The sequence below is a fragment of the Jannaschia sp. W003 genome (genome assembly GCF_025144335.1).
Lineage (GTDB): Bacteria > Pseudomonadota > Alphaproteobacteria > Rhodobacterales > Rhodobacteraceae > Jannaschia.
This window is the reverse complement of the sequence record NZ_CP083539.1, coordinates 3,233,777-3,248,776: the sequence shown is the minus strand read 5'-3', so window position 1 is coordinate 3,248,776 and position 15,000 is coordinate 3,233,777. Positions and strand designations below refer to the sequence as shown.

The 15,000-nt window shown below is 74.6% G+C and carries 14 protein-coding genes; 7 read left to right on the top strand and 7 right to left on the bottom strand.

Annotated elements, in window-relative coordinates; all coding sequences use genetic code 11:
- Positions 1-572: 572 nt before the first annotated feature.
- The 3 genes from rpsT to mutM form a co-directional block, all read right to left on the bottom strand.
- Positions 573-839 carry a 30S ribosomal protein S20 gene (gene rpsT, locus K3554_RS16100; RefSeq protein WP_259942097.1) on the bottom strand — a complete coding sequence of 89 codons (267 nt, stop codon included), beginning with the start codon at positions 837-839 and terminating at the stop codon, positions 573-575.
- Between the two features lie 474 nt (positions 840-1,313).
- On the bottom strand, positions 1,314-2,090 hold the full coding sequence (locus tag K3554_RS16095; RefSeq protein WP_259942095.1) for an enoyl-CoA hydratase-related protein: 777 nt from the start codon (positions 2,088-2,090) through the stop codon (positions 1,314-1,316).
- Positions 2,091-2,151: 61 nt separating this feature from the next.
- Complete coding sequence (gene mutM / locus K3554_RS16090) at positions 2,152-3,018, bottom strand: bifunctional DNA-formamidopyrimidine glycosylase/DNA-(apurinic or apyrimidinic site) lyase (RefSeq protein ID WP_259942092.1); 867 nt, start codon at positions 3,016-3,018, stop codon at positions 2,152-2,154.
- 105 nt (positions 3,019-3,123) lie between these two features.
- On the opposite strand from mutM, the gene ubiE reads away from it, so the two are divergent.
- Together ubiE and ubiB are read left to right on the top strand one after the other, a co-directional pair.
- Positions 3,124-3,873: a bifunctional demethylmenaquinone methyltransferase/2-methoxy-6-polyprenyl-1,4-benzoquinol methylase UbiE gene (ubiE, locus tag K3554_RS16085; protein ID WP_259942091.1), complete on the top strand. Its 750-nt coding sequence runs from the start codon at positions 3,124-3,126 to the stop codon at positions 3,871-3,873.
- Positions 3,870-5,405 (top strand): 2-polyprenylphenol 6-hydroxylase, encoded by a 1,536-nt coding sequence (gene ubiB, locus K3554_RS16080; RefSeq protein ID WP_259942088.1) that lies wholly within the window; start codon positions 3,870-3,872, stop codon positions 5,403-5,405. The genes ubiE and ubiB overlap by 4 nt, the downstream gene beginning before the upstream one ends.
- Positions 5,406-5,473: 68 nt before the next feature.
- Here the strand turns inward: ubiB and K3554_RS16075 are convergent, their stop codons facing one another.
- Entirely contained in the window at positions 5,474-6,151 is a 678-nt protein-coding gene (locus K3554_RS16075; RefSeq protein ID WP_259942085.1) for a flagellar hook capping FlgD N-terminal domain-containing protein, read from the bottom strand.
- Positions 6,152-6,163: 12 nt separating this feature from the next.
- The gene (locus K3554_RS16070; protein WP_259942080.1) at positions 6,164-6,580 is read right to left on the bottom strand and encodes a flagellar hook-length control protein FliK; all 417 of its coding nucleotides are present in this window, start codon (positions 6,578-6,580) and stop codon (positions 6,164-6,166) included.
- A 1,638-nt stretch (positions 6,581-8,218) separates the two neighbouring features.
- On the opposite strand from K3554_RS16070, the gene K3554_RS16065 reads away from it, so the two are divergent.
- Positions 8,219-8,509, top strand: a complete 291-nt coding sequence (locus K3554_RS16065; RefSeq protein WP_259942078.1) for a rod-binding protein — start codon at positions 8,219-8,221, stop codon at positions 8,507-8,509.
- A gap of 178 nt (positions 8,510-8,687) precedes the next feature.
- On the opposite strand, the gene K3554_RS16060 is transcribed toward K3554_RS16065, so the two are convergent.
- The gene (locus tag K3554_RS16060) at positions 8,688-9,269 is read right to left on the bottom strand and encodes a lytic transglycosylase (RefSeq protein WP_259942076.1); all 582 of its coding nucleotides are present in this window, start codon (positions 9,267-9,269) and stop codon (positions 8,688-8,690) included.
- Positions 9,270-9,561: 292 nt separating this feature from the next.
- On the opposite strand from K3554_RS16060, the gene hspQ reads away from it, so the two are divergent.
- Both hspQ and K3554_RS16050 read left to right on the top strand, forming a co-directional pair.
- Positions 9,562-9,888: a heat shock protein HspQ gene (hspQ, locus tag K3554_RS16055; RefSeq protein WP_259942073.1), complete on the top strand. Its 327-nt coding sequence runs from the start codon at positions 9,562-9,564 to the stop codon at positions 9,886-9,888.
- 86 nt (positions 9,889-9,974) lie between these two features.
- Positions 9,975-12,065, top strand: coding sequence for an ATP-binding protein (locus K3554_RS16050; protein WP_259942072.1), 2,091 nt, complete (start codon positions 9,975-9,977; stop codon positions 12,063-12,065).
- On the opposite strand, the gene K3554_RS16045 is transcribed toward K3554_RS16050, so the two are convergent.
- Positions 12,062-13,030 carry an asparaginase gene (locus tag K3554_RS16045; protein WP_259942069.1) on the bottom strand — a complete coding sequence of 323 codons (969 nt, stop codon included), beginning with the start codon at positions 13,028-13,030 and terminating at the stop codon, positions 12,062-12,064. The two genes, K3554_RS16050 and K3554_RS16045, sit on opposite strands and share 4 nt — an antisense overlap.
- A 174-nt stretch (positions 13,031-13,204) precedes the next feature.
- Between K3554_RS16045 and K3554_RS16040 the strand changes: the two genes are divergently transcribed.
- Together K3554_RS16040 and rlmN are read left to right on the top strand one after the other, a co-directional pair.
- Positions 13,205-13,720, top strand: a complete 516-nt coding sequence (locus tag K3554_RS16040; RefSeq protein WP_259942067.1) for an invasion associated locus B family protein — start codon at positions 13,205-13,207, stop codon at positions 13,718-13,720.
- A gap of 69 nt (positions 13,721-13,789) precedes the next feature.
- On the top strand, positions 13,790-14,980 hold the full coding sequence (gene rlmN / locus K3554_RS16035) for a 23S rRNA (adenine(2503)-C(2))-methyltransferase RlmN (protein ID WP_259942066.1): 1,191 nt from the start codon (positions 13,790-13,792) through the stop codon (positions 14,978-14,980).
- Positions 14,981-15,000: the final 20 nt, after the last annotated feature.

The following is a 15,000-nucleotide window of genomic DNA, read 5'->3' as shown; positions in this document are numbered from 1 at the left end:
CTCTCGTCGGCCCTTTCGCATTGCTTCGGAACCGGCGGATGCCAGCTCCCGGGCCTTCGTGGACGAGGCCCCCCCGGTGACGTGCGCGCCTCCCGCCCTCCGGTCGCCCCGCTCGACGCCCCTGGCAGGGGGCGCGCGCCGGGGCGGCGTGGGGGAAGCCGGCGTGGCAGCGCCGGCGGCCCCTTCGGCCGCACCCGACGACGTCGGGACCGGACGGCCCGAGGGCCGGGACCCCGTGCGGATTCCTCCGCCCGCGATCCGGATGGGCGCCGCGCCGGCCCTCCTCGGACGACCGGTCCGCGGACTCCGGGCACATGCCTCGGAGGTCCGCGGACCCGCGTTCGGGCCCGTGCGTCCATCCCCGTGGGAGAGCGATCTGACTCGCTGCAGTTGAGATATCGGGCGGGGGGGAGGGGCGGCAACGACTCTTCGCCGTTGACTCCGAAGCCGGCACCCCCGAATCCCCCGGACCCCGGCGCAAGGCGTTGACGTGCAACGAAAAGAGGCGCGCCCCGCGGGCGCGCCTCCGAATCTCTTGACTGTGCGGGTTCCCCCCCGCGGAGGGACCTGAATCAGGCGCCGAGCGCCTTCACGCGGCTGCTCAGGCGGCTGACCTTGCGGGAGGCGGTGTTCTTGTGAAGCACGCCGCGGGTGACGCCGCGCATCAGCTCGGGCTGGGCGGCGCGCAGCGCCTCGGTGGCGGCGGCCTGGTCGCCCGAGGCGATCGCCTCCTCGACCTTGCGCAGGTAGGTGCGGATGCGCGAGCGGCGGGCCTTGTTGATGGCGAAGCGCTTCTCGTTCTGACGGGCGCGCTTCTTGGCCTGGGGCGTGTTCGCCATGGGACGTTCCTTCGGGTTCCGGCCCCGGACGGGGCATGCAGACTGGTCGCGCGGGACACCCCATCGAGCCGGGTTCGGAACACCGGTCGTCCGGCCAGAGCGGGCCTCACGCGCATGATGGCGGGGCGCATAGCGCGGGCGGGCGGGAAAGGGAAGCCCCGGCTGCGGGGGTGAGCGCCGGTCCGGCGAAGCCGGACGGATCGGTCCGAGGCGCGAACGCCAGGAGCGAAAGCGGGGGGGGGGGGCACCCCGCGTGCACCCCGCGCACACCCCCCGTGCATACGGGCGGTCGTCTCTCGAGAGCGGGGTTAGGGGCTCCGCCCCCGCCGCCTTCGGCGCCGTCCGGGGCTTCGCCCGTCCGCAGGCGGATCGGTCCACTGGACCGATCCCGGGGAGCCTGCGGACCCCCTCGGTATTCATATCAAATTGAGGGCAGGAAGGGAGCCGAAGAGGTCCGGTCGGAGGGGAGCCGCTCTAGCGGTCGCGGAACTGCGGCTCGCGCTTCTCGATGAAGGCGGCCATGCCCTCCTTCTGGTCCTCGGTGCCGAACAGGCCCGCGAAGAGGCGGCGCTCGAGGAGGAGACCCTGCGACAGGCCCATCTCCTGGCTCGCGTTCACGCAGTCCTTCACGGCCTGCACCGTGACCATCGACTTCTCGGCGATCTTGGCGGCCGCCGCGGTCGCCTCCTCCAGGAGCTTCTTGGCCGGCACCACGCGGCTGACGAGCCCGGAGCGCTCGGCCTCCTCGGCGCCCATCATCCGCCCCGTCAGGTGCATGTCCATGGACTTGGCCTTGCCCACCGCGTGGGTCAGCCGCTGGGTGCCGCCGATGCCGGCCACCACGCCGAGGTTGATCTCGGGCTGGCCGAACTTCGCGGTGTCGGCGGCGATGATGAAGTCGCACATCATCGCCAGCTCGCAGCCGCCGCCCAAGGCGTAGCCGGCGACCGCGGCGATGATCGGCTTGCGCACCGCCATGATCGCGTCCGTCTCGGCCCCGAACAGATCGCCCATGAAGACGTCCGTGAAGCTTTTGCCCGACATCTCCTTGATGTCGGCGCCCGCCGCGAAGGCCTTGTCGGAGCCGGTGAGCACGATGCAGCGCACCTTGGCATCGGCCTGCGCCGCGCGCAGCGCCTTGGCCAGCTCGCCCAGGAGCACGGAGTTGAGCGCGTTCATCGCGTCGGGGCGATGCAGCCGGATCACCGTCACGTGGTCGGCCGTCTCGACCTTCAGCGTCTCAAAGCCCATCCGTCGTCCCCCAGGGTGCCGTTGGCCCGCAGGGGTGCCCCGCCCGGGCGGGGTTGGCAAGTCATCTCTGGCAGGCGGGACAGTGGAACGTGGAGCGCCCGCCCTGGGGGATGCGCCGCACCACACCGCCGCAGCCCTCGCGGGGACAGGCGTGCCCCTCGCGGTCGTAGACGGCGAAGCCGTGCTGGAAGTAGCCCAGGGTGCCGTCGGCCTGCCGGTGGTCGCGCAAGGAGGATCCGCCTGCCGCGATCGCCTCGCGCAGCACGTCGCGCACGATGGGCACGAGGGCGGCCACGCGGGCCGCGGCGATGCGGCCGGCCGCGCGCGTGGGGGCGATGCCGGCCCGGTGCAGCGCCTCGCAGACGTAGATGTTGCCGAGGCCCGCCACCACGCGCTGGTCGAGGAGCGCCGCCTTCACCGGCGTCCGCTTGCCCCGGAAGGCGGCCACGAGGTGGTCCTCGTGGAAGGCGTTGCCCAGCGGCTCGGGGCCGAGCCGCGCCAGCAGCGGGTGATCGGCGAGGGCGGCGGTCGCGTGCAGGTCCATCGCCCCGAAGCGGCGCGCGTCGTTGTAGGTCACGCGGTAGGCGTCCGTATGGAGCACCACGTGGTCGTGCTGCGGCAGCCAGCCCGCCTCGCGGTGGAAGTCGCCGGGCCGCTCCGCCTCGCCCCCCTGAGCCGCGTCGACCACCATGCGGCCCGACATGCCGAGGTGCACGATCAGCGTCTCGCCCGTGTCCAGATGGGCCAGCAGGTACTTCGAGCGGCGGTCGAGCCGCTCCACCCGCGCGCCCTCCAGCCGCTCGGCCATGCGGGGCGGGAAGGGCCAGCGCAGGCCGTCCCGGCGCAGCTCGGCGCGCGTGATCGTCGCGCCCTCCAGGGCGGGGGCGAGGCCGCGGCGCACGGTCTCGACTTCGGGAAGCTCGGGCATGGCGGGGGACCTCGGGCCGTTCGGTCGCGTTGCAGGCCCCGGGGGGCGGCCTGTAAGGGCCGGGGGCGCCCCCTACATGAAGGGCCGCAGGACGAGGATCGCAAGATGGCAGAGCAGTCGGGGCCGCGGCGCACCCATTTCGGTGCCCGCGAGGTGGACGAGGACGCGAAGGCGCGTCTGGTGCACGGCGTGTTCACCTCGGTGGCCTCGAAGTACGACGTGATGAACGACGCCATGTCCTTGGGCATCCACCGCGCCTGGAAGGACGCGATGATGGACTGGCTGGCGCCCCGGCCCGGCCAGCGCCTCCTCGACGTGGCGGGCGGCACCGGCGACATCGCCTTCCGCTTCCTCGCCCGCGCGCCTGGCGCCTCGGCGGTGGTGTGCGACCTGACGGAAGGCATGCTGGTGGCGGGCCGGCAGAGGGCCGAGGCCGAGGGCGCCGCGATCGACTGGGTGGTGGGCGACGCCATGGCGCTGCCCTTCGAGGATGCCAGCTTCGACGCCTACACGATCTCGTTCGGCATCCGGAACGTGACCCGCATCAACGATGCCCTGCGCGAGGCCTACCGCGTGCTGCGCCCGGGCGGCCGCCTGATGGTGCTGGAGTTCTCGCAGCTTCCCAACCCGCTTCTGCAGCGGCTCTACGACCTCTACTCGTTCAACGTGATCCCGCCGATGGGCGAGATGCTCGCGGGCGACCGCGACAGCTACCAGTACCTCGTGGAGTCGATCCGCCGCTTCCCGGATCAGGACCGCTTCGCGGCGATGATCGCAGACGCGGGCTTCGGGCAGGTGCGCTACCGCAACCTGAGCTTCGGCATCGCGGCCCTCCATTCGGGGTGGCGGCTGTGAGGGGGCCGCACAACATCTGGCGGCTGATCCGCACCGGCGCCACCTTCGAGCGCACCGGCGCCATGACGGTGGTGCTGGACCAGATCGGCGCGCCGCCCGCCCTGCGGGCGCTGGCCCGGGTGCTGGGCGTGCCGTTCAAGTGGCTGGGCTACGAGGGCGACCCCGCGCTGCCCCCCGTGACGCGGGCGCTGACGGCGCTGGGCCCGAGCTACATCAAGTTCGGCCAGATCCTGTCCACGCGCCCCGACTTCGTGGGCGACGAGCTGGCGCTGCAGCTGCGCGTCCTGCAGGACAAGCTGCCGCCGTTCCCCACCGAGGCGGCTCGCGCCACGATCCGCCGCGAGCTGGAGGTGGAGCCGGACGCGCTGTTCTCGGAGTTCTCGGAGCCGGTGGCTGCGGCCTCGATCGCGCAGGTCCACCGCGCGCGGCTGGCCGAGGACGGGCGCAAGGTGGCCGTCAAGGTGCTGCGCCCCGGGATCGCCCGCGCGTTCCGGCGCGACATCGACGCCTTCTACCTGGGCGCCTGGCTGATGGAGACGGTGGCGCCCTCGACGCGGCGCCTGCGCCCGCGCGACGTGGTGGCGCACTTCGACGCCACCGTGCAGCAGGAGCTTGACCTGCGCGCCGAGGCGGCGGCGGCGGGCGAGTTCGCCGCCAACACGGCCCGGGACGACGGCTTCACCGTGCCGCAACCCGAGTGGAACCTGCTGTCGCGCTCGGTGATGGTGCTCGACTGGGTCGAGGGCATCCCCATGGGCGACGTGGCCGCGATCGAGGCGGCCGGACACGACCGCGCGGCCCTGGCCGACCGGGTGATGGCGGTGTTCCTGCGCCACGCCCTGCGCGACGGCTACTTCCACGCCGACATGCACCAGGGGAACCTGAAGGTGACGCCGGGGGGCGACATCGCCGCCGTGGACTTCGGCATCATGGGCCGGCTCGACGAGTACACGCGCCGCGTCTACGCCGAGATCCTGATGGGCTTCATCCGTAAGGACTACCGCCGGGTGGCCGAGGTGCACTTCGAGGCGGGCTACGTGCCGGCGGACCGCGACGTGGACCTCTTCGCGCAGGCCCTGCGCTCGGTGGGCGAGCCGATCTTCGGCATGGACGCGAGCCGCATCTCCATGGGACGGCTCTTGGCCTACCTGTTCGAGGTGACCGAGCGGTTCGGCATGGAGACGCGCACCGAGCTGATCCTCCTGCAGCGCACGATGGTGGTGGTGGAGGGCGTGTCGCGCACGCTGAACCCCCACATGAACATCTGGAGCGCGGCGCGCCCGGAGGTAGAGCGCTACATACGCGAGAACCTCGGGCCGCAGGCGGTAGCGCGCGACCTGTGGCGCACGGGGCTGGTGCTGGCGCGCTTCGGGCCGCACCTGCCGCGCGCCGTGGAGGACGCCCTGCGCGGGCGCCGCGGGGGCACGGTGGTGGTCGCCGCGGCGCGGCCCCGGGGCCTGCCGGCGGCCGCATGGTTCGCCGCCGGCGCGGTGACGGCGGCCGCGGCGGCAGCGATCGCCTCGGTGGTGTAGGAGGCGCGCCTCGGCGCGGTCCGGCGGGCGCGTCCGGTCCGCGCCCGGGGATGCCCCCGCCGGCACCGTCACGCCCCGCCCGAGGGTGGCCGCAGCCCGGTCACCTCCGCGGCCCCAACGCGCCCGCCCCCTTCGAGCACGAGCGTCGTGCGCCCCCCCTCGATCAGCGCCTCGCGCACCGGCACGTAGCGGGCCACGGCGACGGACTGGAGGGGCGCGCCCGAGGCCGTGGCCTCCACGTGGTAGCCGTAGAGGCCGGGGGCGAGGGGCTGGCCGTCGGGGCCGGTGGGAACGATGTCGATGCGGTTCGAGTCCGGGTCGACCGGGATGCGCGAGACCTCGGTGCCCGCCGCGTCCGAGACCACCAGTGTCGCGCTGTCCGCGACCGGGGGGATCGCCGCCTCGAGCGACACCGCGCCGCCGTCGTGGGCGGTGGGCGCCGTGGTGCGTGCCTCGAGGCCGATCCACGCGGCGAGGCGGTCGAGGCCCTGCATCTCCAGCGTGGCGGACAGCTCCGTGAGCAGCGTGTTGGTGCGCACCCCCTGCTCCACGTTCGAGAAGGTCGCGAGCTGCGTGGCGTACTGCGTGGCATCCGCCGGCTCCAGCGGGTCCTGGTTGCGGATCTGCGCCGTCAGGAGCTGCAGGAACGTGTCGAAGTCCGAGGCGAGGTCGGTGGCCTGCCCGGGCGACGGCGCCGTTTTCGCGGCGGCGGACGCGGCGGCGGTCTGGAGGGACGCTGTTTCCATGATGTCCTCGCGTCAGAGCCTGAGATCGAGCGCGCGCGATTCGGACGCGCGGGGGAGGGGGGCACCGGAGACCACCGGGATCGCAGGGGCGTCGTCCGGGGCCGCGCCGGCGCCGCCCGCGCGGGCGCCCCGGCGCCCGTCGCCCGTCTGGCCGCCGGCGTGATCGGCGCCCGGGCCATGCCCCGCGCCGCGATGCGTGCCCGCGCCCTCCTGCTCCAGGCGCAGGCGGACGGGGCCGTCGGCGGCGGCCCGCTCCAGAAGGTCGGCATGGCGGCGCACCAGTTCCAGCGTCTCGGGGCGCTCCGCGAGGATCTGCATCGTGAGCGTGCCCTCCTCGTTGCGGATCACGAAGGTGACGCGGCCGAGCTCCGCCGGCGCGAGCGAGACCTCCGTCTGCTGGACGCCGCCCGGCGGGGGCGGCGCGGTCACGGCGGCACGGATCTGGTCGAGCGCCAGGGCGGGCAGGGAGGACGCCCGGACGGCGGTCGTTCCCTCGGCGGACGGAGCCGGGACCGACGGAGCCGATGCGACGAGGACATCGGGCGGCGTGGACGCGCCGGGCTGCGGCGGGGCTTCGGCCGCGGGCACGAACGACGCGGAGGAGCCTGCCGCGGTCGCCGCCGCGGGCACGGCCGGCGGACGGGCGACGCGCGCCGTCACGGGCCCGAACGGGTCCGAAGCGGGCCCGGAAGCGGCAAGCAGGGACGGCGCGACAGCCCCCTGCGGGCCATCGGCCAACCGCGGTGCTTCGGGACGGAGGGGGGGCGCGACGGGGGTATTCCGGGCGGTAATCTCCGACGGCACGGAGGCCTCGGGCGTGACGCTGACGTCCCGCACCGGCGACGGGAGCGTGCCTCGTCGCCGGTCCGCGCCAACTGCCGAAAGGGCCGACGGCACAGGCGTTGCAGGATCGAAAGGGCCTCCCCCCGCATCCGCGAGTTGGGGGCGCGGCGGCATCGCCCCGGGGCCTGCCGGATCGCGCATCGTGCCGGGGCGCGCGAAGTCCCAAGGTGCGCGCGGCCCGAACGCGGCGGGAGCGGCGCGCACGGCGGCCCCCATGTCGGGGGAGGGATTCGACGATGCGGCGGCAGGTCCGGGAGGGGCAGGTCCGACCGAGGGCGCCGCGCCGCGACCGTCTCTCGGCTGCGTTTCGCGGAATGCCTCGGCGGGAGGCGGACGCATCGTGCCGACGTCCGCGGCCGCGTGCCGTTCCGCGCCGGATGTCGGCACGTCCGCTACCCCACCATGCCCGGCCTGCGGCGCACCATAGGCGGGCGCGGCCCGGTGCGCCGCGAACCCCGGGCCGGGTGCGCCGGGTTCGGCAGGCCCTGTCCGCGCGTCAGGCGCGCCGGGCCGGGCGGGGGGCGGAACGATCCCGGTGTCCGGGGCGGCGACGGTCGAAGCTGCCGCGCGCTGGCCGCCGGACCGTCGCGCGTCGCCCACTGGGCTGTCGGCCGCCACCGGGCGTGCGTCATGGCGGAGTTCTGCGTGCGCTGGCCCCCGTGTCGATCGCAAGCTCGATGCGACCCCGCCCGTCGGGGAGGCGCGGCCCGCGGCGGCGGCATCGAGCGACCCCGGCGTCCGGGTGTCGGACGGCCCGTCCGCCGGCTCGGGCGGCGCCGCGGAGGCGAGCGGGGGCGCCGGCGTGGCCGTTGCCGCCGCCGCATCGGCGGTCGCGGGCTCGACGCCTGCGGCGGATGCGGCATCGGCACCTTGGGTCCCCGCGGCGGCGGGGTCGGGGCGGGCGTCGGGGGCGGGCGTTCCGTCCGCCTCCGCCGGTCCGCCGTCGCCGCGTTCGGCGTCGGGGGCATCCGGGGCCGGGCGCGCGCCGTCATGCTCCGCCCCGTTCCCATCCCCCAGCAGCAGCGCGAGGAAGGCCGTCACGTCGCCATCGGGCGCCTGCGCGCGGGGCGGCTGGCCCCCGGCGGGGCCGGCCCCGCCGGGGGCCAGCCAGTGGAAGGGGCTTTGGGGAATCATCGGCGCACTCCTCTCGGGACCGCTCCTAGGCGCGATGTCTTGAGGTTTTCTTTACGCCTCGCATGCGACGGATGGGGCCAGGAGGTGACCATGGAAGCGCGAATCAACGCATCCCCGCCGGTGCCCGCGTCCGTGCGGCGCGCGGGTCCGCTCTGGCAGCAGGCCGTGAAGCTGGAGGCCGTGCTCTTCGCGCAGATGCTCGACAGCGCGGGCGTGGGCGGGCTGAGCCCCCCGGGCGGCGGGTCCGGTGCGGGCGGGGGGCAGTTCGACAGCTTCCTGCGGCAGGCGCAGGCCGAGGCGGTGGCCGGCAGCGGCGCGACCGGGATCGCCGAGGCGATCTACCGCGACATCTCGGCGCGGCGCGGCGGCGCCCCGCCCTAGGGCGCGCGCGGCGCGGGCCGAGCGGGGCCGGCGCTCGGGCCTGCCGGCAGGCGGCGCGGACAGGCGGCCGCGCGGCGTGCCGGGGCGGATCGCCTCGGCCCCGCGTCCGGGGCCTCGCCCGATCCGGCCGGACGGGAGCGTGCCTTCGCGGAGGCACCCCCGTCCGGGCGGAGGCCGGTCAGGAGCAGCGGGGCAGTTGCTGGCGGTACATCTCGGCGCGGTTCGCGACCTCGCCCGAGACCCGCACGAGCCAGGCCTTGTGGCGCCAGGTGCCGCGGCGGTAGCCCGAGCGCCCGTCGTGGTAGGCGAGGTACTGGTTGCGGGCGTCCGACAACGGGATGCCCAGCTCGCTGTTCGACAGCGACATGTACCAGCCCATGAAGTCGGTCGCGTCGCGGATCCGGTCGCGGCGGGCGCGGGGCTTGCCCTGGCTCTTCTTGTACTCCTTCCAGGTCGCGTCGAGCGCCTGGGAGTAGCCGAAGGCCGAGCTCTGCCGCCCCACCGGGATCACGCCGAGCGAGAAGCGCAGCGGCGTGCGGGCGTCGGCGATGAACTTCGACTCCTGATGGATCGTCGCCATCTGCACGTGGACCGGAACGCCCCATTTGCGCTCCACCGCGCGGAAGGCCTTCAGGTAGGAGGGCTGCTGCGCGAGGATGCGGCAGGCATCGTTCAGGTCGCTCGGCGCACGCGCCACGTCGCCGCCGCCCCCGCAGGCCGCGAGGGCCAGGAGCAACGCCAAGGGTCGAAGGATTCTCATGTCTACTGCCCGGCTCTTGAGGATTGACCGTTTTGCGCGAGGCTAGCGCAGGGGCGGGGGGCCTGCCAACGACGATGCACCCCTCCCCCGGAGCGAGCGGGTGCGGGGTGTTGCGCCGCGGTGTCGGTGGGCCGGGCGGTGCGGCCTCCGCGCGCGCCGCACCGCCGCGGCGCGCGCGTCCTGCCGGGCCTCCCTCCACACTCTGTTTCCCTGCGAATCGCGCTGGCGCTGTGGACAGCCCCGGGGCTCGGGGAGTAGATTGGGGGGTATGTGTACTGAATTCGGGACGGCCATGTTTTCGAGGGCGGCGAAATACAACCTGGGCGACGTCGTGCGCCACCGCTCGCACCCGTTCCGGGGCGTGATCTTCGACGTGGACCCGACCTTCTCGAATTCCGACGAGTGGTACGAGGCGATTCCCGCCGAGGCGCGCCCGCGCAAGGACCAGCCCTTCTACCACCTGCTCGCCGAGAACGACGAGAGTTACTACGTGGCCTACGTCTCGGAGCAGAACCTCGTGCGCGACCGCTCCGGCGAGCCGGTGGGCCATCCGGACCTGCCCGAGCTGTTCGGCGCCTTCGACGGCCGGGCCTACCCGCTCCACTTCGACCTGAACTGAGCCTGCCCGGCGCGGCGTCCCGCATCGCTTAACCCGGCCTTCACCCCTTTCGGCGCACCAATCCGGCGAGGGGTCGGGAGACGTGGATGCAGGGCGAGGTGGCGCAGCGGGACGACGGGTTCCTCGGAGAGCGGCGCCGCCGCCTCGCCGCCGAGCGGATGCTGGAGCATGTGCGCGCCGAGCTGACCGCCGCCCACCGGGCGCTGTCCACCCACGTGGAGCGGGTCTCGGCGGAGTGCGCGCGCGAGCGCGACGCGCGCATGCGCCTGACCGGGCAGACGGGGCGGGCGGCGGCCGCGCGCCGGGCCGCCGACCAGCGGGCGGCGCGGGCGGGGCGGCGCCTGTGGCACGCGGTCGAGGCGATCCGCGACGGCTTCGCGGTGTGGGACGCGGACGACACGCTCCTGCAGGCCAACGCCCCCTTCGCGCGGCTGTTCGACGGCGCGCTGGAGGCGGAGCCGGGCACGCCCTACGCCGCGCTCATGCGCGCCGCCGCCGAGGAGGGGGTGATCGACCCGGGCGAGGCGGACCCCGAGGCCTGGGTCGCGGGAATGCTGGCGCGGCGCTGCGCCGAGGTGCCCGAGCCGGTGACCTTGCGCCTCTTCGACGGCCGGTCCGTGCGCCTGATCGAGCGGCGCACCGAGGACGGCGACGTGGTGAGCCTGGCGCTCGACGTGACCGCCGAGGTGGAGCGCGAGGCCTCGCTGCTGCGGGCGCGGGCCGAGGCGGAGGCCGCGAACAAGGCCAAGTCGCGCTTCCTCGCGCGCATGAGCCACGAGTTCCGCACCCCCATGAACGGCGTAATCGGCATGGCCGACCTCCTGCTGGAAGAGGCGCTGGAGGACGACGCGCGTCTCTACGTTCGCACGATCCGCGACAGCGGATTGTCGCTGCTCGACATCGTGAACGACGTGCTCGACGCGGCGCGGCTGGAGGCGGGGCAGATGCAGCTGCGCCCCCGCGCGTTCGACCTCGAGCAGACGCTGATGCAGGTGGTGCGCCTCGCGGCCGCGTCGGGCGGCGCGGCGCGGGCGGTGACGCTGGACTACCCGATCGGGGCGCCCACGCGGTTCCGGGGCGACGAGGCGCGCATCCGGCAGGTGGTCACGAACCTCGCGGGCAACGCGGTGAAGTTCGCGGTCGGCGGCGACGTGACGCTGCGGGTCTCGGTGACGCGCCCCGAGGGCGGCGCGGCGGCGCGCATCGCCGTGGAGGTGGCCGACACCGGGCCGGGGATCCCCGAGGCGCGGCGCGATCAGGTGTTCGGCGAGTTCGCGCGCCTCGATCCCGGCGGGGCCGAGGGCACGGGGCTGGGCCTCGGCATCGCGCGCGACCTCGCGCGGCTGATGGGCGGCGACCTCGCGCTGGCCGAGCCGGGCGAGGAGGGGGGCGCGCGCTTCGTGCTGACGCTGGCCCTGCCGCCCGAGGGGGCGTGGCCCGCGGCGCCGGCTTTGCCCCCGGCGGTGCGCCTGGCCGAGGGCGCGTCGGCGGGGCGGTGCACGGCCCTCGCGCGCCTGCGGGCGGCGGGCGTGCGGCTGGCCGAGGCGGGCGAGGACGCGCCGCTGCTGGTGCCGCTGGACCTCTCGCCGGAGGCGCAGGCCGGGGCGCTGGCGGAGGCAGGCTCGGCCCCCGTCGTCCTACTGGGGCCGCGCGCGGCGGCGGCGCCGGGGCTGCTGGGGCGGGCCGCCGCCGTCTTGCCCGATCCGTGCGAGGGCGCGGCGCTGGCGCGCGCGCTGTGCGGCGGGGCCGCCGCCGTGCCTCCTGCGCCCGCCGCGGAGACGCCGCCGCGCGGGCTGCGCATCCTCACCGCCGACGACGTGGGCACGAACCGCCTGCTGATCACCCGGATGCTTGGCGGCGAGGGGCGCGAGATCGAGGCGGTCGAGGACGGCGACGTGGCAGTGGAGCGGTTCCGGGCCGACCCGCACGACCTCGTGCTGCTCGACATCTCCATGCCGCGCATGGACGGGCGCGAGGCGGCGCGGCTGATCCGCGCCGCGCCCGAGGGCGCCCGGGTGCCCATCGTCGCCATGACCGCCCATGCCGCCCCCGAAGAGATCGAGGACATCCGCCGCGCCGGCATCGACGAGGTGCTGCTGAAACCAGTGCGAAAGCCCGAGCTGCTGGAGCTGCTGGGCCGGCTGGAGCCGCGCCTGCGACTGCCGGTGCCGGGCTAGAGCGCGACCTCCATGTGCCCTGTCTCGCGGCCCCGGCAGTTCACGATCGGGCCGTGGGTGAGGCGACGGGCCACGGCGGACTGGGGGTCGAGCGCCCCCAGCCGCACCAGGAGCGTCGCCGCCACCGCCTCGGCGGCGCGCGTCGCGCCGTCGGCGATCTTGAGCGCGACCCCGAGGCCGCGCGCGGGCAGGATCGCCACGTAGACGCCCTCGGCGCCGGTCTTCACGGCCACGCCGTCCATGGCTTCCATCAGCCCGGTGCAGGCCCGGCCCGTGCCGGCCACCAGCGCGGGGTTCAAAGCCATCGCCTCGCGCAGCATCACCATGGCGCGGCCGCGCGCGTCGCCCTCGCCGGCGCCCGCGAAGCGCCCCATCGCCGCGCCGAGGCCGGCGAGGCGGGTGGCGAAGTTCGGGGCCGAGCAGCCGTCGATGCCGTAGCCGGGGCTCTCCTCGCCCGTGACCTCCTCGAAGGCGGCGCGCACGGCGCGCTGCACGGGGTGGTCCGGCTCCACGTAGTCGGGGCCGGCGCCGAGGTGCCGCGACAGGGCGAGGAAGCCGGCGTGCTTGCCCGAGCAGTTGTTGTGGAGCTGGCACGGCGCCTCGCCGGCGCGGACGAGGGCCGCGGCGGCGTCCGCCTCGTAGGGCATGTGGGCGCCGCAGCGCAGGTCGGCCTCGCCCAGCCCGAGGTCGGCGAGCCACTCGGCCGCGCCGCGCGTGTGCATGGCCTCGCCGCCGTGCGAGGCGCAGGCGAGGGCGAGGCGGCGCGGGTCGCGCTCCAGCCCCGCCTCCACGAGGGGCAGGGCCTGGACCATCTTGCAGGACGAGCGCGGGTAGATGACCGCGTCCGGATCGCCCCACGCCTCGACGACGGCGCCGCGCGCGTCGCAGACCACCGCCGCGCCCCGGTGGACGCTCTCGACGCGCCCCCCGCGGATCACGCGCACCATCTCCACCGATCCCTGCATCCGGGCCTTCCCCCTGCGCGCGACCCCTCGCGCGAGTGTGTGCGACATTCCGCCGGGCGGGGTTCCGTCCCGGCGCGCTTTTCCGCTATCATCTGGCCCGAAACAGCGAAACCGCCATCGGCGATCCGGGCGAACCCGGGCGCGAGGGCGGCGAACAGGCAAAAGGCAGTGCAGATGAACAAGCTGGCTCTGGCCCTCGCGGCCGCCGCGATGGCCCTCCCGGCGGCCGCGCAGGAAAGCTCGAACCGCGTCTCGACCGAGACCGACTGGTCGGTCTTCGTGGAGGACGACCCGACCCAGTGCTGGATCGTGTCGGCCCCGAAGTCGATCCGCAACACCCGCGACGGGCGCGAGGTGGCCGCGCGCCGCGGCGACATCCGCCTCTTCGTCAGCTACTGGCCCGCGCAGGGCAAGAAGGGCGAGGTCTCGGTGACGGGCGGCTATCCCTACCGCGACGGCTCCACGGTCTCGATGACGATCGGCTCGGACACCTTCGAGATGTTCACCGACGGCGAGCTGGCCTGGGCGGCGAGCCCCGAGGACGACGCCCGCATCGTGGCCTCGCTCAAGCGCGGCGCGCAGGCGGTGGTCGTGGGCGAATCGGGCCGCGGCACCCGCACCGAGGACACGTTCAGCCTGCTGGGCTTCACCGCCGCCGTGGACGACGCCGCGCAGCGCTGCGCCGGCTGACGCCGCCGCCTTTGCGATTTCCTGCGGGCGTCCCTATATGGGGCGCCCGCCTTCGTTCGAGGACATGCCATGACCGCGACCCCCGCCGCGCCCGTCACGCAGGACGTGGTCACGATTCCGCGCCGTGCGTCGGAGGAGGGCCTGCCCAACCTCGTCGGCCTGACCCGCGCCCAGATGCGCGAGGCGCTGCTGGCCGTGGGCGTGCCCGAGCGGCAGCTCAAGATGCGGCTGAACCAGCTCTGGCAGTGGATCTACCACTGGGGCGTGCGCGACTTCGCCGCCATGACCAACCTCGCCAAGGACTTCCGCGCGACCCTGGCCGCCAACTTCCGGCTGGAGCTGCCCGAGGTTGTCTCGCGGCAGGTGTCGGCGGATGGCACGCGCAAGTACCTGGTGCGCATCGCCGGGGGCCACGAGGTCGAGACCGTCTACATCCCCGAGGAGGGACGCGGCACGCTGTGCATCTCGTCCCAGGTGGGCTGCACGCTGACCTGCTCGTTCTGCCACACCGGCACGCAGCGGCTGGTGCGCAACCTCACCGCGGCCGAGATCGTCGGTCAGGTCATGCTCGCGCGCGACGACCTGGGCGAGTGGCCCGAGCCGGGCACGGGCACCGGCGACGCCGGCCCGCGGCTCCTGTCCAACATCGTGCTGATGGGCATGGGCGAGCCGCTCTACAACTTCGAGAACGTGCGCGACGCGATGCTGGTGGTGATGGACGGCGAGGGCATCGCGCTGGGCCGCCGCCGCATCACCCTGTCCACCTCCGGCGTGGTGCCCGAGATCGCGCGCACCGCTAGCGAGATCGGCTGCCTGCTGGCCGTCTCGTTCCACGCCACGACCGATGCGGTGCGCGATGTGCTGGTGCCGATCAACAAGCGCTGGAACATCGAGGCGCTGCTGGAATCCTTGCGGGCCTATCCCAAGGCGTCGAACTCCGAGCGGATCACCTTCGAGTACGTGATGCTGGACGGCGTGAACGACACGGACGAGGACGCCCGCCGGCTGGTGGGGCTGCTCGACGGCATCCCGGCCAAGGTGAACCTGATTCCGTTCAACGAGTGGCCGGGGGCGCCCTACCGGCGGTCTTCGAACAACCGCATCCGGGCCTTCGCCACGATCCTGATGCAGGCGGGCTACGCCTCGCCGATCCGCACGCCGCGGGGCGAAGACATCATGGCGGCCTGCGGTCAGCTCAAGTCGGCGACGGAGCGCGAGCGGAAGTCGCGTCGGCAGATCGAGGCCGAGGCGGGGCTGTAGTCGGGTAGGGGGCTCTGCCC

Bases quoted from the DNA above. Each gene is read 5' to 3' on its own strand.
- K3554_RS16060 (WP_259942076.1), bottom strand. From the start codon at position 9,269: ATGAGAATCCTTCGACCCTTGGCGTTGCTCCTGGCCCTCGCGGCCTGC.
- hspQ (WP_259942073.1), top strand. From the start codon at position 9,562: ATGTTTTCGAGGGCGGCGAAATACAACCTGGGCGACGTCGTGCGCCAC.
- mutM (WP_259942092.1), bottom strand. From the start codon at position 3,018: ATGCCCGAGCTTCCCGAAGTCGAGACCGTGCGCCGCGGCCTCGCCCCC.
- K3554_RS16050 (WP_259942072.1), top strand. From the start codon at position 9,975: ATGCAGGGCGAGGTGGCGCAGCGGGACGACGGGTTCCTCGGAGAGCGG.
- K3554_RS16045 (WP_259942069.1), bottom strand. From the start codon at position 13,030: ATGCAGGGATCGGTGGAGATGGTGCGCGTGATCCGCGGGGGGCGCGTC.
- K3554_RS16075 (WP_259942085.1), bottom strand. From the start codon at position 6,151: ATGGAAACAGCGTCCCTCCAGACCGCCGCCGCGTCCGCCGCCGCGAAA.
- rlmN (WP_259942066.1), top strand. From the start codon at position 13,790: ATGACCGCGACCCCCGCCGCGCCCGTCACGCAGGACGTGGTCACGATT.
- rpsT (WP_259942097.1), bottom strand. From the start codon at position 839: ATGGCGAACACGCCCCAGGCCAAGAAGCGCGCCCGTCAGAACGAGAAG.
- K3554_RS16040 (WP_259942067.1), top strand. From the start codon at position 13,205: ATGAACAAGCTGGCTCTGGCCCTCGCGGCCGCCGCGATGGCCCTCCCG.
- K3554_RS16095 (WP_259942095.1), bottom strand. From the start codon at position 2,090: ATGGGCTTTGAGACGCTGAAGGTCGAGACGGCCGACCACGTGACGGTG.
- ubiE (WP_259942091.1), top strand. From the start codon at position 3,124: ATGGCAGAGCAGTCGGGGCCGCGGCGCACCCATTTCGGTGCCCGCGAG.
- K3554_RS16065 (WP_259942078.1), top strand. From the start codon at position 8,219: ATGGAAGCGCGAATCAACGCATCCCCGCCGGTGCCCGCGTCCGTGCGG.